This window comes from Microbacterium hatanonis, assembly GCF_008017415.1.
Taxonomy (GTDB): Bacteria; Actinomycetota; Actinomycetes; order Actinomycetales; family Microbacteriaceae; genus Microbacterium; species Microbacterium hatanonis.
In genome coordinates this window covers 1,338,459-1,359,058 of sequence record NZ_VRSV01000001.1, presented here as the reverse complement: position 1 = coordinate 1,359,058, position 20,600 = coordinate 1,338,459, and the positions used below count along the sequence as shown (strand labels likewise).

18 protein-coding genes are annotated in these 20,600 nt (G+C 67.6%); 10 read left to right on the top strand and 8 right to left on the bottom strand.

All coding sequences use genetic code 11. The features are described from left to right. Positions 1-90: 90 nt before the first annotated feature. Together FVP77_RS06515 and FVP77_RS06510 are read left to right on the top strand one after the other, a co-directional pair. On the top strand, positions 91-471 hold the full coding sequence (locus FVP77_RS06515) for a VOC family protein (RefSeq protein WP_147893760.1): 381 nt from the start codon (positions 91-93) through the stop codon (positions 469-471). After that, entirely contained in the window at positions 468-2,105 is a 1,638-nt protein-coding gene (locus tag FVP77_RS06510) for an MFS transporter (RefSeq protein WP_147893759.1), read from the top strand. The genes FVP77_RS06515 and FVP77_RS06510 overlap by 4 nt, the downstream gene beginning before the upstream one ends. 103 nt (positions 2,106-2,208) lie before the next feature. Here the strand turns inward: FVP77_RS06510 and FVP77_RS06505 are convergent, their stop codons facing one another. Next, positions 2,209-2,937 (bottom strand): YoaK family protein, encoded by a 729-nt coding sequence (locus FVP77_RS06505; RefSeq protein WP_147893758.1) that lies wholly within the window; start codon positions 2,935-2,937, stop codon positions 2,209-2,211. Between FVP77_RS06505 and FVP77_RS06500 the strand changes: the two genes are divergently transcribed. Continuing rightward, entirely contained in the window at positions 2,883-4,316 is a 1,434-nt protein-coding gene (locus FVP77_RS06500; RefSeq protein WP_246133999.1) for a cupin domain-containing protein, read from the top strand. The genes FVP77_RS06505 and FVP77_RS06500 overlap by 55 nt on opposite strands. Before the next feature lie 1,096 nt (positions 4,317-5,412). Here FVP77_RS06500 and glnA read toward each other — a convergent pair. After that, on the bottom strand, positions 5,413-6,837 hold the full coding sequence (gene glnA / locus FVP77_RS06495; RefSeq protein WP_147893757.1) for a type I glutamate--ammonia ligase: 1,425 nt from the start codon (positions 6,835-6,837) through the stop codon (positions 5,413-5,415). A 132-nt stretch (positions 6,838-6,969) separates the two neighbouring features. Between glnA and FVP77_RS06490 the strand changes: the two genes are divergently transcribed. Then, on the top strand, positions 6,970-7,362 hold the full coding sequence (locus tag FVP77_RS06490) for an RDD family protein (RefSeq protein ID WP_121149430.1): 393 nt from the start codon (positions 6,970-6,972) through the stop codon (positions 7,360-7,362). A gap of 7 nt (positions 7,363-7,369) precedes the next feature. On the opposite strand, the gene FVP77_RS06485 is transcribed toward FVP77_RS06490, so the two are convergent. After that, positions 7,370-8,080 (bottom strand): DUF4191 domain-containing protein, encoded by a 711-nt coding sequence (locus FVP77_RS06485; protein ID WP_147893756.1) that lies wholly within the window; start codon positions 8,078-8,080, stop codon positions 7,370-7,372. Positions 8,081-8,198: 118 nt separating this feature from the next. On the opposite strand from FVP77_RS06485, the gene FVP77_RS06480 reads away from it, so the two are divergent. Beyond that, positions 8,199-9,464 carry a hypothetical protein gene (locus FVP77_RS06480; protein WP_147893755.1) on the top strand — a complete coding sequence of 422 codons (1,266 nt, stop codon included), beginning with the start codon at positions 8,199-8,201 and terminating at the stop codon, positions 9,462-9,464. 37 nt (positions 9,465-9,501) lie between these two features. Here the strand turns inward: FVP77_RS06480 and sucB are convergent, their stop codons facing one another. From sucB to FVP77_RS06465, 3 genes are read right to left on the bottom strand one after another with little or no spacing between them, the layout of a single operon-like run. Further along, positions 9,502-11,244, bottom strand: coding sequence for a 2-oxoglutarate dehydrogenase, E2 component, dihydrolipoamide succinyltransferase (gene sucB, locus FVP77_RS06475; protein WP_147893754.1), 1,743 nt, complete (start codon positions 11,242-11,244; stop codon positions 9,502-9,504). 54 nt (positions 11,245-11,298) lie between these two features. Next, a complete protein-coding gene (lpdA, locus tag FVP77_RS06470) occupies positions 11,299-12,672 on the bottom strand; it encodes a dihydrolipoyl dehydrogenase (RefSeq protein WP_147893753.1) in 1,374 nt (457 codons plus the stop codon). Next, the gene (locus tag FVP77_RS06465; RefSeq protein WP_147893752.1) at positions 12,669-14,138 is read right to left on the bottom strand and encodes a leucyl aminopeptidase; all 1,470 of its coding nucleotides are present in this window, start codon (positions 14,136-14,138) and stop codon (positions 12,669-12,671) included. Before FVP77_RS06465 ends, lpdA begins: the two co-directional genes overlap by 4 nt. Positions 14,139-14,221: 83 nt before the next feature. On the opposite strand from FVP77_RS06465, the gene FVP77_RS06460 reads away from it, so the two are divergent. From FVP77_RS06460 to FVP77_RS06450, 3 genes are all read left to right on the top strand, one after another. Beyond that, positions 14,222-15,151, top strand: a complete 930-nt coding sequence (locus FVP77_RS06460; protein WP_147893751.1) for a proteasome assembly chaperone family protein — start codon at positions 14,222-14,224, stop codon at positions 15,149-15,151. A gap of 213 nt (positions 15,152-15,364) precedes the next feature. Then, entirely contained in the window at positions 15,365-16,690 is a 1,326-nt protein-coding gene (locus FVP77_RS06455; RefSeq protein ID WP_147893750.1) for an RNA polymerase sigma factor, read from the top strand. Positions 16,691-16,702: 12 nt separating this feature from the next. Further along, the gene (locus tag FVP77_RS06450; RefSeq protein WP_147893749.1) at positions 16,703-17,401 is read left to right on the top strand and encodes a coenzyme F420-0:L-glutamate ligase; all 699 of its coding nucleotides are present in this window, start codon (positions 16,703-16,705) and stop codon (positions 17,399-17,401) included. A gap of 66 nt (positions 17,402-17,467) precedes the next feature. Here the strand turns inward: FVP77_RS06450 and FVP77_RS06445 are convergent, their stop codons facing one another. After that, the gene (locus FVP77_RS06445) at positions 17,468-18,490 is read right to left on the bottom strand and encodes a sugar-transfer associated ATP-grasp domain-containing protein (RefSeq protein WP_147893748.1); all 1,023 of its coding nucleotides are present in this window, start codon (positions 18,488-18,490) and stop codon (positions 17,468-17,470) included. A gap of 45 nt (positions 18,491-18,535) precedes the next feature. Between FVP77_RS06445 and FVP77_RS06440 the strand changes: the two genes are divergently transcribed. Together FVP77_RS06440 and FVP77_RS06435 are read left to right on the top strand one after the other, a co-directional pair. After that, entirely contained in the window at positions 18,536-19,207 is a 672-nt protein-coding gene (locus FVP77_RS06440) for an alanine racemase C-terminal domain-containing protein (RefSeq protein ID WP_147893747.1), read from the top strand. Continuing rightward, positions 19,204-20,253: an alanine racemase gene (locus tag FVP77_RS06435; RefSeq protein ID WP_147893746.1), complete on the top strand. Its 1,050-nt coding sequence runs from the start codon at positions 19,204-19,206 to the stop codon at positions 20,251-20,253. The genes FVP77_RS06440 and FVP77_RS06435 overlap by 4 nt, the downstream gene beginning before the upstream one ends. Here the strand turns inward: FVP77_RS06435 and FVP77_RS06430 are convergent. After that, the gene (locus FVP77_RS06430) at positions 20,250-20,474 is read right to left on the bottom strand and encodes a DUF7455 domain-containing protein (RefSeq protein ID WP_121149441.1); all 225 of its coding nucleotides are present in this window, start codon (positions 20,472-20,474) and stop codon (positions 20,250-20,252) included. The two genes, FVP77_RS06435 and FVP77_RS06430, sit on opposite strands and share 4 nt — an antisense overlap. Between the last annotated feature and the right edge of the window lie 126 nt (positions 20,475-20,600).

Genomic DNA, 20,600 nt, shown 5'->3' with positions numbered 1-20,600 from the left:
GCAGACCGGTCGAGACGGCTACACCCCGGTCGCCATCGGACCGACTCTTGCGTTCCTCGGTTCCGTCCTCGCAATGGATGCCACGTGAGCATGGCTTCGTTCGATTCGGTGGGCAATGTCTTCTATTTCGTTGCGGATCTGGACGCCGCGGTTGAGTGGTACGCAGCGCGGCTGAATTGCCAGCCTGTCGTTCGAGGGGGAGCGTTGGTTGCGTTTGAGCTGGGCCGTTCGCGTCTGACGTTGCACGCCATGGATGAGTTGAACTCGCCCGGCCCGTCCGGGACGGTCCCGTATTGGACGGTGCTCGACGTCGACGCGGTTGTCGCGGAGTGGACTGCCCATGGCGCGAAAGCCCACCGCGGGCCGAAAACGGTCTTCACCGGTGAGCGACTCTGTCAACTTCTGGACCCGTTCGGCAACCTCTTCGCCGTTCGAGAAGAGCCATCTCTGAGGGCGGACGCCGACCGATGACTTCCACATCCGATGTGACGAAGCCCGGCGCCCCCTCCGCCTGGGCTCCGCTGGCAATCCCGGCGTTTCGGGTGCTGTGGTTCGCGCAGTTGGGGAGCAACATCGGCACCTGGATGCAGACCGTCGGTGCGCAGTGGTTCCTCGTCGACGCGGGAGCGGGAGCGACCATCATCGCCCTCGTCCAGACAGCGAGCCTTGCCCCGGCCGTGCTGTTCTCCCTCCCCGCCGGAGTTCTTGCCGATTCCCTCGACCGCCGAAAGCTACTGATCTGGGGATCGATGGCAAGCGCCGTGATCGCCGCGGTGCTGACACTCATCGCCTTCTTCAATGCACTCACACCGTGGACCATCCTCGGCTTCACGTTCCTGCTCGGAATCACCTCGACACTGACGTCACCGGCGTGGCAGGCGATCCAACCTGAACTCGTTCCCCGCTCGCTCATCGGTGCGTCCTCGGCGCTCGGTGGAGTGACGGTGAACGGCGCCCGCGCAGTCGGTCCCGCTCTCGCCGGAGTGTTGCTGTCCCTGTTCGGCGCCCCCGTGGTCTTCGGTATCAACGCGCTGAGCTTCGTCGCAGCGGTCGCTGCACTCTGGTGGTGGCGACGTCCGCCGCAGGTGGGGCTCGACGACCGAGAGCCGTTCACCGCCGCGCTTCGAGCGGGCGTTCGGTATGTAGCATCGGCCCGCCTGGTGCGCCGCATCCTTCTGAGGTCGGCCTTGTTCGCTCTTCCCGCCAGCGCACTGTGGGCGCTGGTTCCCGTTACCGCCACACGACTGGGCCTTACGTCAAGTGGTTACGGCTTCCTCCTCGGTGCCCTCGGCGCCGGCGCCGTACTCGGCATTTTCGCTCTGCCCATCGCCCGGAAAAAGTTCTCCGACAACGTGGTCATCGCCGTGAGTGCTCTGCTGTTCGCGGTCGGCACTGTCGCGGCAGCGTTCTTGTCGTTCCTGCCGATGCTGCTGCTGCTCGTTCTCGCTGGCGTTGCCTGGATCGGGACGCTCACCGTGCTGAATGCCGCGCTTCAGTTGACCCTCCCGCAATGGGTACGATCGCGCGGAGCATCCATCTACATCCTCATCTTCATGGGCGCGATGGCAATCGGGTCGTTCGGCTGGGGCGCCCTGGCGGGGACCGTCGGCACGGCGACATCATTAGCGGTGGCCGCGGCGATGCTTGTCGTCGTCGCCGCCAGTGTGGCGTGGTTGCCGCTTCTGCCGGGCACCAGCACCGTCGACCGTACTGTCTCGACGTCGTGGCCCACGCCCACCCTTGTTCTCGATCCCCAGCCGACCGACGGCCCCGTGCTTGTGCAGATCACCTACGCCGTTCACCCCGAGAACATCGATTCATTCCGCGAATCCATGCGACTGGTCGAGGGTTCCCGGCGCCGCACCGGCGGGTACCGCTGGACGCTTCTTCGCAGCGGCGAGGAGGAGGATTCGCTGCTGGAGTCGTTCATGGTCCCCTCGTGGAGCGAATACCGGCGGCAGCAGACCCAAAGGCTGACCGGTCGTGATCGTGAGATCCAGACGGCCGCTCGTGCGCACACCGAGAGCGAACCTCGCGAGCAGCATTACTTCCCCGAGCCACCGCCGCCCCGTAGAAGGCCCGGGCCTCAACGCGACAGCAAATAATCTTCGTGACTGAAGCGGCGATGCTCCGGGTTCACGGCTCGCTCCGCGCGGTGACGATGGGAGGAGTCGCCGCGACTTCCTAGCCTGAGCGGTCGTCGATTCCTCACGGCGTCGGCGCATTCTGGGCCGGGTCAACCGGGCCGCGATGCGTGGCTGCCATGACGGCCAAGACCGCCAGCAGCAGGCCGGCCGCCAGAAGGGGGCCGCCCCTCCAGACGAGATCGATAGCGCAGCCCACTGCCCCGCCGGCAGCGAATCCCCCCAGGATGAGCAGGAACCCACCCGCCGGACGCAGATGCGGCTGGCCGTCCGACGCAATCCTCACCCCGAGTGCCCGACCGAGGAGACTTCCCGCCATCTGCACCACGAGCGTCACGGCGACGTTGCCGTACAGCATTCCCGTTTCCCGATGAAAGGCGTTGCCCTGGACCCCAGCGAGAAAGCTGATGCTCCACGCGACCCACCACGGGTCCACCGCACCCATCATCGAGACACCGGCCAACACCAAGAGCAGGAACGTCTCCACGGCAAGAACGACCATCGAGTATGCGCGGCGATGACGCGCTAACCACAAGATCAGGATGCTGCACGCGCACGCGCCGAGGAAGAAGGCCAGAACCGACACCGCGGCAACGCCGACACGCCCCATATCGCCGGCGACGAGGAAGTAGCCGATCGAGACGATGTTGCCGGATTGAACCGTCGCGAAGGTCTGCGTATTTCCGAAGGTCCACGCGTTCAACAGTCCGGCAACGAAGGCTAAAGCGATAGCGGCCGATGGGCGTTCCAGAAGCGGATATCGCGCGCGTTCTGTCACCGCTGTCGAGGTCATTCGGGGTCCTCCGCTTCGTAGAAAGCCAACGCGACCATCACACCCGTCGCCGCGCTACGGCTTCCACGACAGTTGTCGAGACATTCTCGACAACTGAAGGAAGGGCACCGGCGATGGGCGATGGATTCTTGCGATGTAACTATCGACGGATCGAGGAGCACGCAATGGAAACCAGCGACGGCACGGCGGCGAATCACGAGACGCCCACTTTCGGGAACCCCGACCTCCCGGCTGAAGGCGAAATCAACACCCTCGGCAACCTGCAGACCACGGCGATGACCGGCCCGCAGAACGCCGTCATCGAAAGCCAGTTCCCCAACCAGATCGACGCGCCCGCGACGGACATCAGCACGCAGGCGTTCTTCTGGTCCTCTTTCAACATCTCACCCCGCCGCGTCCAGAAGGGCGGGTGGGCTCGGGAACTCACGAAGCAGGACTTCGCCATCCAGGAGGAGATCGCTGGCGTCAACATGCACCTCGAGCCCGGCGGCATTCGCGAGCTTCACTGGCACCAGACAGCAGAATGGGCGGTGATGACCCGCGGCAAGTGCCGAGTCACGACCCTCAGCCGCGCCGGGCTCCCGAGCGTCGAGGACGTCGAGGAGGGAGACCTCTGGTTCTTCCCCGCAGGTACCCCGCACTCGTTGCAGGGCCTGGGCCCGGAAGGCGCGGAGTTCGTCCTCGCCTTCGATGACGGCAATCAATCCGAAAGCAACACCCTGCTGCTGACGGACTGGTTCGCCCACACGCCGCCCGAGGTGCTGGCGAAGAACTTCGGTGTTGCGCAGGAGGTGTTCACCGACATCCCGCTGCACAATCTCTGGATCTTCCCCGGCGAGGAGCCCGGTGATCTTGCGGCCGATCAGGACGCTGCGGGCGTGAGTTGGGGGGCATCTGAACCGGTCATCTTCCGTCTGTCCCGATCGCAGCCACGCCACCAGAACAGCGGCGGCAGCATCCAGATCGCCGACAGCACCACCTTTCCCCTCTCGAACACCGTTGCCGCCGCGTTGGTCACAGTCGAACCGGGATCGATGCGGGAGCTCCACTGGCACCCGAACGCAGACGAGTGGCAGTACTACCTTCGCGGTTCAGCGCGCATGACCGTCTTCAACACGGGTCCGCACGCGAACACCACAGACTTCCGACCGGGCGATGTGGGGGTCGTGAAGAAGAACTATGGCCACTACATCGAGAACACCGGCGATGACGTGCTGCAGTTTCTCGAGGTGTTCCGAGCCCCCACGTACGAAGAAATCTCTCTCGCGAACTGGCTGTCGCACGTTCCGCCGCAGCTGGTGTCCGCGCACCTCAACATCGACCCTTCGGTGCTCGCAACCTTCCCCCGCGGGACTCAGGGAATCACCCCGCTCCGCTGACCAACTCCCGCGTCGCTCTGCATAAACGCTCCATGCTGCACCGCCGTGAAACTCCTCGGCACACTCCTGACGTGTTCCGGGAGAAGTCGCCGAGATGAGTGCGGGGGCGTGCCCATGATCGGTCACGAGAACATCCAGGGAAGCGGGGGGGACATCCAGGGAGGGGCCAAGCAGTGCAGGGGGGTCAGGGGTTCGAGTCGCGCAGGCGCTCTTGCGCAAACCGCTCGAACTAGTTGTCCTCAGCGCCTCGCGAGCGTCGGAATCACCATATCGATTGCTGGTCGCGAGAATCACCGCCGCTTCCCTCAGGGCCGAATCAGGTGAGGTTTGACTCAATGACTCTATGCGTCCCGCGCCGACACAGACGCGTGGACAAGACGCTGGACGCCGGGCGAGCAAGCTGTCGCATGAACTACATCTTCCAGAGAGTAGAGCGGTCTAAGCGGACACTCGCTGACTCAGCCATACCTCGAGCTTGCCAGCGGGGTACATTACGTGCTCGCCGATTCGGTTGAACGGCGGCCCCCTTCTTCGTCGTGCGCCAGCCCCCGAGTCCGCGGAATGCTGAGATATTCCGCTAGCTCTCGAGGGGTCAGCTGCAGCGGGAGTATCAATCGGTTCGTGGTCATGACCCGCCTATGCGCGGTGCTCCCGAGTCCGGGCGGAGTGGTGTCGAAGTGTCCAGATTGGGGTTGTGGATGCTCATATCGATCTTGTACGCGGCGCCGCTCGGAGTTGCGCGAGCCATTCCCAACGCCGTCTGAGGTCGTTCGCGATGCACTAGAAGGGGGAGGCCCGGGAAAGCGGGGTGATCGGGATGTGCGTTATGCGCCGCCAGTCAAGTCAGAGTTGACTTGAGGCCGAGCCCGTCGAGCTTGGAAAGACCTAGGGCTGATCCTTGGCCAACTATCCGGTATCAACCCGTACCTGCACGGGGGATCGGGAGCCTGCCCCAGAAACCACAAAACCCCGGTGACTAACTGGCCGCTTTCGCGGGGGTTCCAGTAGTAACCGGGGTTCTGCGAGTCGCTTCAGCGTGCCCAACCCTGTCGCTGTTGCTGCGCATAGGGCACGCACGGGTACGCGTTGCTACGTGTTAGACACCAAAATACAGCTCGTACTCGAACGGGTGCGGACGCTGTGCGATGGGCTGGATCTCGTTCTCGATCTTGTACTCGATCCAGGTGTCGATGAGCTCCTGGGTGAACACGCCGCCGGCGAGGAGGAACTCGTGGTCTGCGCGGAGCGCCTCGAGCGAGTCGAGCAGCGAGTTCGGAACCTGCGGGATGTTCTTGGCCTCTTCGGCAGGGAGCTCGTAGAGGTCCTTGTCGACGGGCTCGTGCGGCTCGATGCGGTTCTTGATGCCGTCGATGCCGGCCATCAGCTGAGCCGCGAACGCGAGGTACGGGTTGCCCGAAGCATCCGGTGCACGGAACTCGATGCGCTTCGCCTTCGGGTTCGAACCGGTGATCGGGATGCGGATCGCGGCCGAGCGGTTACCGGCCGAGTAGACCAGGTTGACCGGGGCCTCGAAGCCCTTCACGAGACGGTGGTAGCTGTTCAGCGTCGGGTTGGTGAACGCGAGCACCGCGGGCGCGTGAGCGAGCAGACCGCCGATGTACCAGCGCGCGACGTCGGAGAGCCCGCCGTAGCCGGTCTCGTCGTAGAACAGCGGCTTGCCGTCCTGCCACAGCGACTGGTGCGTGTGCATACCCGAGCCGTTGTCGCCGAAGAGCGGCTTCGGCATGAAGGTCGCGACCTTGCCCCACTGCTCGGCGGTGTTCTTGACGATGTACTTGAACTTCAGGATGTCGTCGGCCGCGTGCAGCATCGTGTCGAAGCGGTAGTTGATCTCCTGCTGACCACCGGTGCCCACCTCGTGGTGCGAGCGCTCGAGCTGGAAGCCCGCCTCGATCAGCTTCAGCGTGATGTCATCGCGGAGGTCGGCCGTCTTGTCGACGGGGGAGACCGGGAAGTACCCGCCCTTGTAGGGGGTCTTGTTGGCGAGGTTTCCGCCCTCTTCTTCGCGACCCGTGTTCCACGCGCCTTCCTCGGAGTCCACCGAGTAGAAGCTCGAGTTCTGCTTCACCTCGAAGCGCACGTCGTCGAAGATGTAGAACTCGGCCTCGGGGGCGAAGAACGCGGTGTCGGCGATGCCGGTGGAGGCGAGGTACTTCTCGGCCTTCTTGGCGACCTGGCGCGGGTCCTTCGAGTAGATCTCACCGTTGCGCGGGTTGTAGATGTCGAAGACCATGACCAGCGTCTTCGCCTCGCGGAACTGGTCGAGGTACGCCGTGGTGACGTCAGGGATGAGCTGCATGTCGGATTCGTGGATGTTCGCGAATCCGCGGATCGAGGACCCGTCGAACAGCTGCCCGACGGTGAAGAACTCCTCGTCGACGGTGGCCGCGGGGATGTTGAAGTGCTGCTGCACACCCGGGAGATCCGTGAAACGGATATCGAGGAACTTGACGTCCTCTTCCTGGATGAAGCGCAGAACCTCGGACGAATCTTTGAACATGAAGACTCCAGAGGTAGCGAATCGGGATGTGCCGGCCGCCAGGCCTGACCAGTCGAACCTATCGGCAGGGCATTGCTCGCCAGTGTCCCATATGTTTCCGGGATGTTACGAGCCCGTGGTTAGGCTTGCCGGATGACCTTCGCCCCGTCCGACTTCCCCGGTGATCGACTCGGATACCCGAAAGAAGGTCCCGGATCCGTCGCTCGACTCGGGCGACGTGTCGGCGCGCTTTTCATCGACTACGGCGCGGCATACCTGATCTCGGGGTTCTTCGCGTGGGACGCCCTCGCGATCTTCGCGATCTTCGCGGCGATTCAGATCGTCTTCCTGCCCACGCTCCAGGGCAGCCCCGGACACCGCATCGTCGGGCTGCGCCTGCAGCGTCTTGACGGTGGCTGGGTGGGGCTGTGGAAGCCGGTCATCCGCACCGTGCTGCTCATCCTCGTCATCCCCGCGGTGATCTGGGATGCCGATCAGCGCGGCCTGCACGACAAGGCGGTCGGAACGGTGCTCGTACGCCGCTGACGCGCGATCAGCGCGGGCGCGGCGCCCGCGCCTTGGTGGGGTCGATGCCCTTCGGGATCGGCAGCGACGCGAGCGACTGCGACACGGAGTCCACCCGCTTGATGACCGCGGCCATCGACGCGCGGTCGACCTTCTTGGGAAGCGACTTGATCGCCGAGGCGAGGTTCTTGACCTCGACCTCGTCGTCACCGTGGCCGAGATAGAGCACCGTCACCGGCACTCCCGAGGCCACGCGCTGGATCTTCGACCGCTCTTCGTTCACCAGACGGGTGAGACGGCCACGCGAGCCCTCGCCGACGAGAACGACACCGCCGCGACCGATGGCGCGATAGACGGCTTCCTGCGTGCGGGGGTTCACGCCCACCGGCATCTCGGAAGACTGCCAATGGCGACCGAGAGACGTCGAGAGCACGTGGCCCGCAGCGCCCGGCATGCCGTCGATCTTGCGGTACATCGCCTTGGTCGACAGCCGCGTCATCGTGATCATCGCGCCCAGGATGCCCGCGAGGAGGCCGGTGAAGCCCCAGAGGATCACGCTCCAGATCGCGAACGGCGGGATCAGGAACCCGATACCGACGCCGAGGGCGATACCCAGAACGACGATGCCCGCCAGCACGTACGGGAGCCATTTGTAGGCATCCCGCGTGAACGTGAAGAGGGTGCGGAGCTGGGAGAAGAAGTTGGGGCGCTTCTCAGGAGCGGTGGGTCGAGCGGCCATGGTTCGATTCTAGCTTTGGCGTCGAGTCGTCTCCTCCCCAGCGGTCGAGAGGTTGCGCGCCATCCACTGTCCTGCGTGATGTCGCCCTCCCCGCGACCGGGAGGACGAGCATCGCAACGTGCTCCCTTCACCGATCCCGCCGGCCTTCGACACCCTCCGCGCGGTGCGGTCGGTGCGGCCGCCCGCGAGTCCTTTCGATGCCACGGTCGCGGAGAGCGCGGACGGGCGCAGCGTGATGCTCGCAGACCGCTCGACGGTCGCCGACCTCCCCGGGTGGAGTGCGGAGGGACACGCGCACCTGCTCACGCCGCACGACGTCCTCCGCCGTGCAGATGGGCACGATGTCGTCTTCCCCCTCCTCACCGAGAACGTGGCGCAGTTCATGCGGCGGCGTCAGGATGCGGGAGCCCCGGTCGCCGGGGGAGAAGCCGTTACCCTCGCCGTCAGCATCGTCCGCGGTCTGTCAGCTTCGCTCCTCCGGGAAGACTGTGTCGAGGGCGAGTGGTGGCTCACGGACGACGGTCGGCCGCTCCTCGTGGAGGGGGTGGGTGACGAGTCCGCTCGCGAAGCCTCCGCGCGTCTCCTCGCGACCATGTCGGAAGACCTGCCGCGCAGTCGCCTCGGGGCGACCCTGCGCGAACTGGCCGATGTGGCGCGGCAGGCCGACCCGGCGCGGATCGACACGGAGTGCGAAGACACGCTTTTCGCGTGCGCCGAGCCCGAACCCCTCGTGACCGAGGTCTTCGGTCCACGCCGGGCACGACACCTCGCCGCTGAACCCGACTCCGAGCAGCCGCCGCAGGAGCAATCCCTCTGGCGGCGCCTCGCCTCCCATATGGACGCGGACCTTGCCGACACCGCGTCCGACGTGGTGCACGCAGCGGTTCGCCGCATCCGTCGCTCTGCGTTCCCCAGACGGCCGCTCCTCATCGGCGCCGTGGTCGCGGCCCTCATCATCGGCGCCGGGCTGCTCTGGCCCGCGGACGAAGAGCACACCGCCCCCGCAGCGGACCCGGGAACGTCGGCGTCGGCACCGGAGCCTCGCGACGAAGCACACCCGTCCGAGTCGCGGTCGGTCGTGCCCGGCCCCGTGACCGGAGACGCTGCCGCCGTCACGATGGAACTCCTTGATCGCCGAACCGCGTGCGACGACATCGCGTGTCTGACGACGGTGCTGGAAGATCCGGCCCGGGAGCTTCCGGCGGGCGTGATCGACGACCCTGCCGAGACCCGTCGGGCGACGCTTCTCGACGACCTGGGCGGGATCGTCGTCGTCCGTGTCGATTCCCTGTCGGGTCCAGGCACGCAGATCGTGACGGTCGTCGAGACGAAAGACGGATGGCGCATCCGCGACGTACACGACGTCACCGATGCGCCATCCTGAGCCTCGTCGGGGCGGTGAACCCCGGGAGGATCGATTCTCAGATGCCGAGCTGCGCCTCGAACTGCGCAGCTTCGAGGCGAGCCTTGACCGCTCCGAGGAAGCGGGCCGCGTCCGCACCGTCGATGATGCGGTGGTCGTACGACAGAGCGAGGTACACGTACGAGCGCACCGAGATCGCGTCCTTGCCGTCGACCGACACGACGCCGGGCTTCTTCACGACCGCGCCGAGGCCGAGGATGGCCGACTGCGGCAGGAAGACGATCGGGGTGTCGAACAGCGCGCCGCGCGAACCGGTGTTGGTCAGCGTGAAGGTGCCACCGGCGAGCTCGTCGGGCTTCAGCTTGTTGTCGCGCGTCCGCGCGGCGAGATCGGCGATCTCACGCGCCAACTGGGCGAGGTTCTTGCCGCCGGCGTCGCGGATGACCGGGGTGAGCAGTCCGCGCTCGGTGTCGACCGCGATCGACACGTTCTCCGACTCCGGGTAGACGATCGAGTCGCCGTCGACGGTGGCGTTGACGATCGGGAACGCCTGGAGCGCCTCGATCGCGGCGAGGGCGAAGAACGGCAGGAACGAGAGCTTGTCGCCCGTCTTCTCCTGGAACTGTGCCTTGACCGCGTCGCGGTAGGCCGCCACCTTGGTGACGTCGACCTCGACCACGGTCGTGAGCTGCGCGGTGGCCTGCATCGATGCCACCGCGCGCTCGGCGATAACCTTGCGCAGACGCGACATCTTCTGCGTGGTTCCGCGCAGCGGCGAGACCTCGACCGCCGCCGGTGCGGCAGCGGTGGGCGCGGCAGCGGGGGCGGCTGCCGGAGCCTTCGCGGCCTCCGCGGCCTTCAGCACGTCTTCCTTGCGGATGCGTCCGCCGACGCCGCTTCCGGTCACGGTCGCGAGGTCTACGCCCTGCTGCTGAGCCAGGCGACGCACCAGCGGCGTGACGTAGGTGACCTCGTCGTTCGACGCGACGACCGAGTCGGCAGCAGCCGGCGCGGCCTCGGCCTTCGGCGCGGGTGCTTCGGCCTTCGGAGCGGGAGGAGCGGCCTGGGGAGCCTCGGCCTTCGGGGCTTCCGCGGCGGGCTGCTCGGCAGCCGGAGCCTCGGGCTCGGGGGCGGGCTCCTCGGCCTTCGGGGCCTCGGGCTCGGCCGGCGCCGCGGGGGCGGAGCCGCTGCCGATGCGTGCCAGCGCAGCACCGACCTCGACGGTCTCGTCCTCGGCTACCAGGATCTCCTGAAGCTTGCCAGCGACGGGGGAGGGGATCTCGGTGTCGACCTTGTCGGTGGAGATCTCGAGAAGCGGTTCGTCGACCTCGACGTCGTCTCCGACGGCCTTCAGCCAGCGCGTGACGGTGCCTTCGGTCACGCTCTCGCCGAGTTCGGGCAGACGCACCTCGGCGGCGTCCCCGGAGTCGGCCGGAGCCGCCCCGGCCTGCGGCTCGGGGTCTGCAGCGGGAGCCTCGGGCTCGGGCTGTGCCTCCTCAGCAGGCGCCTCCGCCGTCTCGGCGGGTGCCTCGTCGGCAGGGGCCGACGACCCCGGCGCGGACGAACCGTCACCGATCTTGGCGAGGATGGCGCCGACCTCGATGGTCTCGTCCTCCTGGACGAGGATCTCTTCGAGGACACCGCTGACAGGCGAGGGAATCTCGGTGTCGACCTTGTCGGTCGAGATCTCCAGCAGACCTTCGTCTTCCTGGACGGTGTCGCCGACGTTCTTGAGCCAGCGGGTGACCGTTCCCTCGGTGACGCTCTCTCCGAGCGCGGGGAGGACGACGGAAGTGCTCATGAGCTTGTCTCCTTCAAAACCGTAAGTGGTTCTAGCTTAGTGACGCGGAATGCGTCAGAGCGTGTGCAGCGGTTTGCCCGCGAGAGCGAGGAACGCTTCTCCGAGGGCTTCGCTCTGCGTGGGGTGTGCGTGGATGAACGGTGCGATGTCTTCTGGATGCGCTTCCCAGCCGATCGCTAGCTGCGCCTCGGTGATGAGCTCGCCGACGCGATCGCCGACGAGGTGCGCACCGAGGATCGGGCCGTCTTTCTTGCGAACGATCTTCACGACACCGGTCGTGCCGAGGATCTCGCTCTTGGCGTTGCCCGCCAGGTTGTACTCGTACGCCACGACGGCGTCGGCGCCGTGCGCGGCGACGGCGTCGGCCTCCGTGACGCCCACCGACGCGACTTCCGGTCGCGAATAGGCGACGCGAGGAATCTGCTCGTCCGGGATGAGAACCGGCGCACGTCCCGCGATCTCCTCGGCGACGAAGATGCCCTGCTGGAAGCTGCGGTGCGCGAGCTGCGGGCCCACCACGATGTCACCGACGGCCCAGACGTGCGGGACGTCGGTGCGGAGCCGCTCGTCCGTCTGCACGAACCCCCGGTCGAGCACGACGCCGGCCTCCTCGTACCCGAGGCCCTCCGTCGCCGCGGCGCGGCCGACCGCCACCAGCACGTAGTCGGCGACCAGTTCGGTCCCCTCCTCCAGCCGCACGGTGACGGAATCGGCCGTCTGCGCGAGCGAGTCGAATCGCACGCCCGTCCGCGCGACGATGCCGCGCTTGCGGAACGCGCGCTCGAGCGCCTTGCTCGACGTCGCATCCTCGGTCGGGAGGAGGCGGTCGAGGGCTTCGACGATGGTGACCTCGGCCCCGAGCGAGCGCCACGCGCTGGCGAATTCGACACCGATGACCCCGCCGCCGAGAACGACGACGTGGTCGGGGATCACGTCGAGTTCGAGCGCGTGCTCGCTGGTGAGCACGCGCCCTTCGACCGTCAGACCGGGCAGCGTCCGGCTGTACGAACCCGTGGCGAGGATCACATCCCGGCCGCGGTAGACGTCGTCGCCGACGCGCACCGCCGGCCCCTCGACGAGAACGCCCTCGCCGGAGACGACGGTGATGCCCCGAGCGCCGATCAGACCCTGGAGACCCTTGTACTTCTTGGCGACGACGCCCTGGCGGTACTCGCGCACGCCGGCAGCATCGACGCGGTCGAGGTGAACGTGCACCCCCACGGATGCCGCGTCGCGCGCGGTGTCGGCGACCTCGCCCGCGTGCAGCAGCGCCTTGGTCGGGATGCAGCCCCGATGCAGGCAGGTGCCGCCCAGCTTGTCCTTCTCGACGATCACGACAGAGGCTCCGAGTTCCGCCGCGCGGAGGGCCGCGGCGTAACCGCCGCTGCCTCCGCCGAGGATCACGAGATCCGCCGTGTGGTCGGTCACCGCTGGGCCTCTGCGGCGAGGAGTTCGATGAGCGATCTCGTCGCCGCCCCGGTCACTCCTTTGTCTGTGAAGCCGAAGGCGCCGCCCTTGTTCATGCCGACCCCGGCGATGTCGAGGTGCAGCCAGGGGATCCGCGCAGCATCCGCGTCGTCCGACACGCGCCCGACGAACCGCTCCAGGAAGAGACCCGCGAACATCGTGCCGCCCGCAGGGTCGCCCATCTTGGCGTTCTGGAGGTCGGCGATGGGGGAGTCGAGCTCGTCGCGCATGTGCTCGGGCAGGGGGAGACGCCACGCGAGTTCGGCGGTGCGTTCCGCCGCGGCGAGGTAGCCCGCGACCGCGTCGTCGTCGCCCATCACTCCGGTGTGGCGGGTGCCGAGCGCCACGGTCACCGCGCCGGTGAGGGTCGCGATGTCGACCACCAGATCGGGGTGCTCGCGGCTCGCCGCCACCAGACCATCGGCGAGCACAAGACGCCCTTCGGCGTCGGTGTTGGTCACCTCGACGGTCTGCCCGTCCAGCATCCGGAGCACATCACCCGGGCGGGTGGCCCGACCCGACGGCATGTTGTCAGCGATGCAGAGCCAGCCGGTGACCCGCACCGGGAGCTGCATCGCGGCGGCCGCGCACACCACGGCGAGAACGGTCGCCGCCCCGCACATGTCGTACTTCATTCCCACCATCGACGCTGCGGGCTTCAACGACAGTCCGCCGGTATCGAACGTGATGCCCTTGCCGACGAGGGCGACATGGCGCGTGGCACCGGCGGGCGCGTAGTCGAGACGCACGAGGCGTGGCGGGCGGTCGGAGCCCTGCCCGACGCCCAGGATTCCACCGAAACCGTCGGCACGGAGGGCGTCCTCGTCCCACACGCGCACGTCGACGGGCAGGTCGGCGAGGGACGACTGGGCGCGTTCTGCCAGATCGGCCGGTCCCAGCCACTCGGCCGGGGTGGTGACGAGATCCTTCACGAGCGCGACGGCGTCACCGATGGCGGCCACGGCGGCGACGTCCGACGACGACGGAGCGGCGTCGGTGTGCACGGTGACCTCGGTCGCTCGCGACGCGGGGGGCTTCACCGCGTAGCCCGTGAAGCGGTACCCGCCCAGTGCGGCGCCCTCCGCCAGCGGCCGCCAGACGTCGCCTTCCGCACCGGGAGCGGCGACGGCGACCCGATCGAAGCCGGTGAGCGATCTGATCCCCGCACCCGCGGCATCCCTCAGAGCCGCGGCGTCGCTCTTCCGTCCGCGCCCGACGACGGCCAGCGGAAGCTCGATGCCCTCGGCGGCGATGCGCTGGTACGAGCCCGCGCCGCCGGTGAACCCGATGCGCCGCAACTGCGCTGCGAGTCCGGGCCATCCGTCGATCTCCGTGGCGTCGTCGAGGTGCGGAAGAACGAGGAGGAGCGCGTCGGCATCGGCCTCGCGGACCGATGAGCTGCTGTGCGCGAGACGGGGAAACGGCATGTCTCCATCCTAAGGAGCGCTGTTCGCTGTCAGCGGGACCCCCGCGCGGGTCCCGTGTCGCGCAACGCTTCTAGAGTGGAGGTATGCCCTCTTCCGCGCCGCTGTTCGAACGCGCCGCGTCGGCGCCGCCGGTGCCGCCGGGTCTGCCTCTCGTGATCGCACTCACCGGCTTCACCGACGCCGGAGGAGCAGTCGCACAGGTGGTGGAGTACTTCCGCGATGACCTCGACCCGTCGCCGGTCTTCGTGTACGCCAACGATGTCCTGCTCGACTACCGCGCCCGCCGCCCGATCATCTCTTTCGACGGCGATCATCTCTCCGACTACCAGCCGCCGCGGCTCGAGGTCTCCCTCGCGCACGACGCTCTGGGGCAGCCGTTCGTCCTCCTCGCCGGCTACGAACCCGACTTCGCCTGGGACGCCTTCGCCGCCTCCGTCCTCGAGCTGGCGGCGACGCTGCAGGTCGCTTCGGTCACCTGGATCCACGCGATCCCCATGCCCGTCCCGCACACGCGTCCGGTCGGCACCACGGTCAGCGGCACGCGCGCCGACCTCGTCGAAGCCCATTCCGTGTGGCGGCCGCAGACCCAGGTGCCTGCCACCATTGGCCACCTGCTCGAGTACCGCTTCGCAGAGTCGGGGGCGCAGATCGCGGGCTTCGTCCTGCTCGTTCCCCACTACCTCGGCGACACCGAGTACCCCGCGGCTGCGTTGGCCGGTCTCGACAGCCTCACCGTCGCCACCGGCCTCGTCTTCTCCGGCGACCGCCTCCGCGACGAGAACCGCGACTTCCTGACGAAGGTCCAAGATCAGGTCGGAGCCAGCGACGACCTGACGCGCATGATCGAGGGCCTGGAGGAGCGATACGACTCCTACATGGCGGGTTCCACCCAGGCGACGCCGATCATCCACACCGGCGATCTCCCGAGCGCCGACGAGCTCGGCGCCGAACTCGAGCGCTTCCTCGCTTCGCGCCCGTCCGGCGATGAAGAGCCTCGAAACGGCCTGGGCTGAGCGGAATATCACACTGGACCCCGGCGTTATCCGAGGTGTACCCTTCCGCGCGCGTCAGGTCCGCTGTCCAACGTGTGCGACAATGAAGACCCTGACCCGTTGTCGACCGGTCGGCGTTCGCATCCGCTTCGCCGTTCGGACTTGACAAGGGTCTTACTAGTGTCCGAGAACGTCCGGCGGCAGCCGACGGACCTACCCGGCGAAAGGCGAAACGTGGCAGGCACGAGCACCAAGACCCGCACCCCGAAGGACACCGACCTCGACGACGTCGAGACCGACACCGCGGCAGCGCCCGCGAAGAAGGCCCCGGCCAAGAAGGCCCCCGCCAAGGCGAAGGCAGCCGCCAAGCCCAAGGCAGCATCGAAGGCGAAGGCCAAGGCCTCCGACGAAGATGCCGAGGACGAGACCGAGCTGGACGGCGAGGTCGAGGTCGACGACACCGACGACTCCGACGACGCGAGCGACGACGCTCCCGCAGCGGCGACCCCGAAGAAGACCGACGGCGACGACGACGAGGAAGAGTCGACCAAGCCGGCTTTCGCCGAGCCGCTCCCGACGGGCGCGATCGTCATCTCCTCCGGCGACGACGACGAGGTGCCGGTCTACTCGGCGCAGATCACCGGCGCCACGGCCGACCCCGTCAAGGACTACCTCAAGCAGATCGGCAAGGTTCCGCTGCTGAACGCGGCCGAAGAGGTCGAGCTCGCGATGCGCATCGAGGCCGGTCTGTTCGCCGAAGAGAAGCTCTCGCACATGTCGGCCGCCGAGAAGTCGAAGCAGCTCGGACTCGACCTGCAGTGGGTCGCCCGCGACGGTCAGCGCGCTAAGAGCCACCTGCTCGGCGCGAACCTCCGACTCGTCGTCTCGCTCGCGAAGCGCTACACGGGTCGTGGCATGCAGTTCCTCGATCTGATCCAGGAAGGCAACCTGGGCCTCATCCGTGCGGTCGAGAAGTTCGACTACACCAAGGGCTTCAAGTTCTCGACGTACGCCACCTGGTGGATCCGTCAGGCGATCACCCGCGCCATGGCAGACCAGGCGCGCACCATCCGCATCCCGGTGCACATGGTCGAGGTCATCAACAAGCTCGCGCGCGTCCAGCGCCAGATGCTCCAGGACCTGGGTCGCGAACCCACGCCTGAGGAGCTGAGCCGCGAGCTCGATATGACCCCCGAGAAGGTCATCGAGGTGCAGAAGTACGGCCGCGAGCCGATCTCGCTGCACACCCCGCTCGGCGAGGACGGCGACAGCGAGTTCGGCGACCTGATCGAGGACACCGAGGCGGTCGTCCCGGCCGACGCGGTGGGATTCACCATGCTGCAGCGCCAGCTCGAGTCGCTCCTGGATTCGCTCTCCGAGCGCGAGGCCGGCGTGATCCGCATGCGTTTCGGCCTGGGCGACGGACAGCCCAAGACCCTCGACCAGATCGGCGACACGTTCGGCGTCACGCGCGAGCGCATCCGCCAGATCGAGTCGAAGACGATGGCGAAACTCCGCCACCCCAGCCGGTCGCAGTCGCTGCGCGACTACCTCGAGTAAGCAGGAGTGTCCGTGACCGACGCAGCCAACGCCGGTAAAGCCCTCACCACGACCGTCGACGGTTCGTCGTTCGCTCGCATTCCGATCCGCACGCGGGTCGTGCTACCGGGCGACGACCTCGACGCGTTCCTTCGCGAGTACGCGGTAGGGGCCGTCGAGGCCGGCGACATCCTGTTCGTGACCGAGAAGATCGTCGCGATCACCCAGGGCCGCTCCTACCTCGTCGAAGACATCACGCCCCGCCGCCTGGCGCTGTTCCTCTCCAAGTACGTCACGCGTACGCCCTACGGGATCGGTCTCGGCATGCCCGAGACGATGGAGATGGCGCTGCGCGAGTGCGGCACACCCCGCATCCTCTTCGCCGCCGCCGTCTCTGCGGTGACGAAGGCGTTCGGACGCAAGGGCGACTTCTACCGCATCGCGGGAGACAAGGCGCGCGCGATCGACGGCCCGACCAAGGGCACGATCCCGCCGTACAACAAGGCGGTCGTCCTGGGTCCGGAGCGTCCGCGTGAGGTCGCCGCACACGTCAAGTCGATGCTCCCGGTGTCCGCCGAGGTGGCCGTGGTCGACATCAACGACCTGGGCGGCAACATCCTCGGCTCGACCCTCGACAAGGCGGGCGAGCGTCGCCTCTTGGCGATCCTGTCCGACAACCCTCTCGGCCAGGGACACGAATCGACCCCCCTGGGCCTGGTCCGCAAGGTCTGACACACGACGGAGCCCCGTTGCCCTCATCCCGGAGAGGGATATCGGCAACGGGGCTCCGTCGTCTCGTCAGAAACCGATCGCGGCCTGGTAGCGCGGTTTGTGCCCCGTGCGGATGCCGGTGACACTGGGCTTGTTCTCGTAGACACCCGCGCCCCAGTTGCCTTCGACGAGCACCGGGCCGTCGGCCGTCACGACGATGTCCCACCCCACGTACTGCACCTGGGGGACCACACGCGCGACGCGGTCGACGAACGCGCGCACGTCGTCCATCAGGGGCAACTGAAAGTCGGCGATGCGGAAGCCCGAGTCGGGGTGCGTCTCGTGCACATGACCGTGCGAGTCGTATCCGGGACCGACCGCTCGACCCGCTTCGTCGAGCATCGTGTAGAAGCCGCCGAAGGTCATCTGATCGCTGACCGCACCGCGTCCGAACTTCTGCGCCATAGCGAGGATGTGGGTGCGTTGACCGTCGAAGAACGCGGTGACCCGGGTCGTGTTCACGGTGCCGGGGCAGACCGCGGCGAGGTCGGGATGCTGCGCGATGACCTCTTCGATGAGCAGCTCGCCCCGCTCCCACAGACCGCGGTGGAACTGCGCCCAGTCCTCGACCTCCGCCGCGTGATACCGGTGCACCCCGGTGCCGGCCTGGCCGACCGGCTCCTTCGTCACGATCGTGCCGAGCCGCTCCGCGAACGCCCTGACGTCGTCTGCGTTGTCGGCCGTCACCACCATCCAATCCCGGTGCAGGTGCTCACTGAAGACCCCGTCGAACTCGACCTTGTCCTGGAAGATATGCCGGTAGTCGGGGTGGTCGTACTTCTGCGAGATCTGGTTCGAGACGGGGTGCGTCATGTACGTCGCGCGCTCGGCGCGGTTCAGGATCGAGAAGTCGTAATCGATGTAGTCCTGGAACCCCACATTGCGGAAACCCGCCTGCCAGAGCATGTCGACGACGACGAGCGGCGTCCACTTCCCGTGGTCGCGCGAAGCCTCCCGCGCGCGCTCGAAGACGGATCCGACGTCGATGCGTCGGGCGCGCCCGACGAGGTAGCGAAGGCGGGGCGCGAGGGCGAAGCCCTGGTCTGGCATGCGAGCTCCGGGGTCGGCGGACAAGACCCCGTTAGTCTAGTTGTCGTGACTGGGGCCTTCCGTGAGCGAGCAGAGGGCAGGGGCGACCGTACGCCGCTCGCCTCCGTCTCACGGGCCGCTCTGCTGCGCAATGCCGTCGCCTCCCGGGCCCGCACGTACACCTCCCGCGTCCTCCGTTCCGACGCATGGGGCCACGGCGCCGATGCCGTCGTCGACGTTCTGTCTGAGGCCGGGCTGACCCTCACCGATCCCGCCGCGGCGACGCCGGGTTCCCTCGACCCCGTCGCGCTCTTCGGGCTCCCCGGTGGCCCCGAAGCATCCGCCCCTGCACTGCGGTTCAGCGGTGCGGTACTTGCGACGAAAGATCTCCGCGCCGGCGAGGGCGTCTCCTACGGGTATCTCTACCGCGCCGCGGCCGACACCCGCATCGCGCTCGTCACCGGCGGCTACGGACAAGGCGTCGTGCGCTCGCTGGGCGGCTCCGTCGATGTGAGTTTCGCAGGACGCCGCCACCCTATCGTCGGACGGGTCGCGATGGACGTCTGCGTCGTCGAGATCGCGGATGCTGCGATCCAGCGCGGCGACGAGGCCGTCTTCTTCGGCGATCCCGCCCGGGACGAGCCCTCATTGGGGGAGTGGTGCGCCGTGACCGGGCTCTCCGGAGGCGAGCTCGCCACCGCCGCGGGACTGCATGCCACACGGCGAGTCGTCGGATGACCGCCGCGCTGCACGTCGATCTCGACCTCCTCGCGGCCAACCTCGCGCGAGTGCGGGCGACCGTCGCGCCGTCCGAACCGATGCTCGTCGTCAAGAACGACGCGTACGGGCACGGCCTCGTGCCCGTCGTCCGGCGCGCCGCCGCCGAAGGCGTCCGCTGGTTCGGTGCCTTCGACGTCTGCACCGGCCGCATCGTCCGCCGCGAGCTCGGCGAGGCAGCCCGCATCTTCGTATGGATGACGGCGACCGCCGATGACGCCCTCGACGCGGTCCACGACGACCTCGACATCGGCGTCGGCGACGCCGCGTCTCTGGACGACGTCGCATCGGCCGCGCGTACCCTCGCACGCCGGGCCCGCATCCACCTCAAGATCGACACCGGCCTGCACCGCAACGGCGTGCGGCCCGAGGAGTGGCCCGCGTTCGTGACGCGGGCCGCCGCCCTGGTCGACGAGGGCGTCGTGGAGGTCGTGGGCGTCTGGAGCCACATCGCGGAGGCGTCCGATGACGACGACGACGACGCCCGGCGCATCTTCGACGCGGCCGTGACGGTCGCCGAGCAGTCCGGTCTGCGGCCGTCGCATCGACATCTGGCGGCCAGTGCGGCTTCGTTCGCACGTGCGGAGTTCCGATACGACCTCGTGCGGATCGGCGCTTTCGCGTACGGCGTGCGCTCGGCCGGCGGGGTCGACGAGCGCGATCTGGGCGTGCGCCTCATCTCGAGCCTTCGTGCGGAGGTCACGAGCGTGGACGACGAGGGTGCGCACATCGAACTCGGGGCGCTGGACGGCCTGCCGAGCACGCTCGGCGGGCGTGTCGAGGTGCTCACCCCGGCCGGTCCGCGTCAGCTCGAATCCGTCGGCGAGCACTCACGCATCGCGGGGTGGCCATCGGCGTCGATCGGCGACGTGGTGACCGTCTTCGGCGGCGCCGACAACGAGAAATCCCCCACCGATCTCGCCGAGGCGATCGGATCGGTGGGGGAGGAGATCCTCGTGCGACTGTCGCCGCTGGTCCCTCGCCGCTACGAGGGACGAGTCGACTAGACGCTCTCGCTGAGGCGTGCGGTCTCGTCGTGCCACGACGTGGCGATGCTGCGGAGCTTCTCCTCGTACTTGCGACCGTGGTGGGCGCAGAACAGGAGCTCGCTGCCGTTGACCTCGGCGGCGATGTACGCCTGAGCGCCGCAGGAGTCGCAGCGATCGGCAGCCGTGAGTCGGTAGTCGAGGACGGCGGTGTTCTCAGTCGGTGTCGATGTGGTGCTCATCTCGGTGCCTCCTCGGTGCAGCGCGTTCGGGTGCGTGCAAGACATGTAACCACGGGTATCCGAGGGGTATGCCGTCGTGTCCCGACATTTCGCTCTACGCGTACGCGGGAATGCCCGCCCGTGTGT

What these genes read in the sequence shown, in the direction of transcription:
- FVP77_RS06465 (WP_147893752.1), bottom strand. Translation starts at nt 14,138, where the DNA reads ATGCCGTTTCCCCGTCTCGCGCACAGCAGCTCATCGGTCCGCGAGGCC.
- FVP77_RS06510 (WP_147893759.1), top strand. Translation starts at nt 468, where the DNA reads ATGACTTCCACATCCGATGTGACGAAGCCCGGCGCCCCCTCCGCCTGG.
- FVP77_RS06500 (WP_246133999.1), top strand. Translation starts at nt 2,883, where the DNA reads ATGGGCGTTCCAGAAGCGGATATCGCGCGCGTTCTGTCACCGCTGTCG.
- FVP77_RS06515 (WP_147893760.1), top strand. Translation starts at nt 91, where the DNA reads ATGGCTTCGTTCGATTCGGTGGGCAATGTCTTCTATTTCGTTGCGGAT.
- FVP77_RS06490 (WP_121149430.1), top strand. Translation starts at nt 6,970, where the DNA reads ATGACCTTCGCCCCGTCCGACTTCCCCGGTGATCGACTCGGATACCCG.
- FVP77_RS06505 (WP_147893758.1), bottom strand. Translation starts at nt 2,937, where the DNA reads ATGACCTCGACAGCGGTGACAGAACGCGCGCGATATCCGCTTCTGGAA.
- FVP77_RS06430 (WP_121149441.1), bottom strand. Translation starts at nt 20,474, where the DNA reads ATGAGCACCACATCGACACCGACTGAGAACACCGCCGTCCTCGACTAC.
- glnA (WP_147893757.1), bottom strand. Translation starts at nt 6,837, where the DNA reads ATGTTCAAAGATTCGTCCGAGGTTCTGCGCTTCATCCAGGAAGAGGAC.
- sucB (WP_147893754.1), bottom strand. Translation starts at nt 11,244, where the DNA reads ATGAGCACTTCCGTCGTCCTCCCCGCGCTCGGAGAGAGCGTCACCGAG.
- FVP77_RS06445 (WP_147893748.1), bottom strand. Translation starts at nt 18,490, where the DNA reads ATGCCAGACCAGGGCTTCGCCCTCGCGCCCCGCCTTCGCTACCTCGTC.
- FVP77_RS06485 (WP_147893756.1), bottom strand. Translation starts at nt 8,080, where the DNA reads ATGGCCGCTCGACCCACCGCTCCTGAGAAGCGCCCCAACTTCTTCTCC.
- FVP77_RS06435 (WP_147893746.1), top strand. Translation starts at nt 19,204, where the DNA reads ATGACCGCCGCGCTGCACGTCGATCTCGACCTCCTCGCGGCCAACCTC.
- FVP77_RS06460 (WP_147893751.1), top strand. Translation starts at nt 14,222, where the DNA reads ATGCCCTCTTCCGCGCCGCTGTTCGAACGCGCCGCGTCGGCGCCGCCG.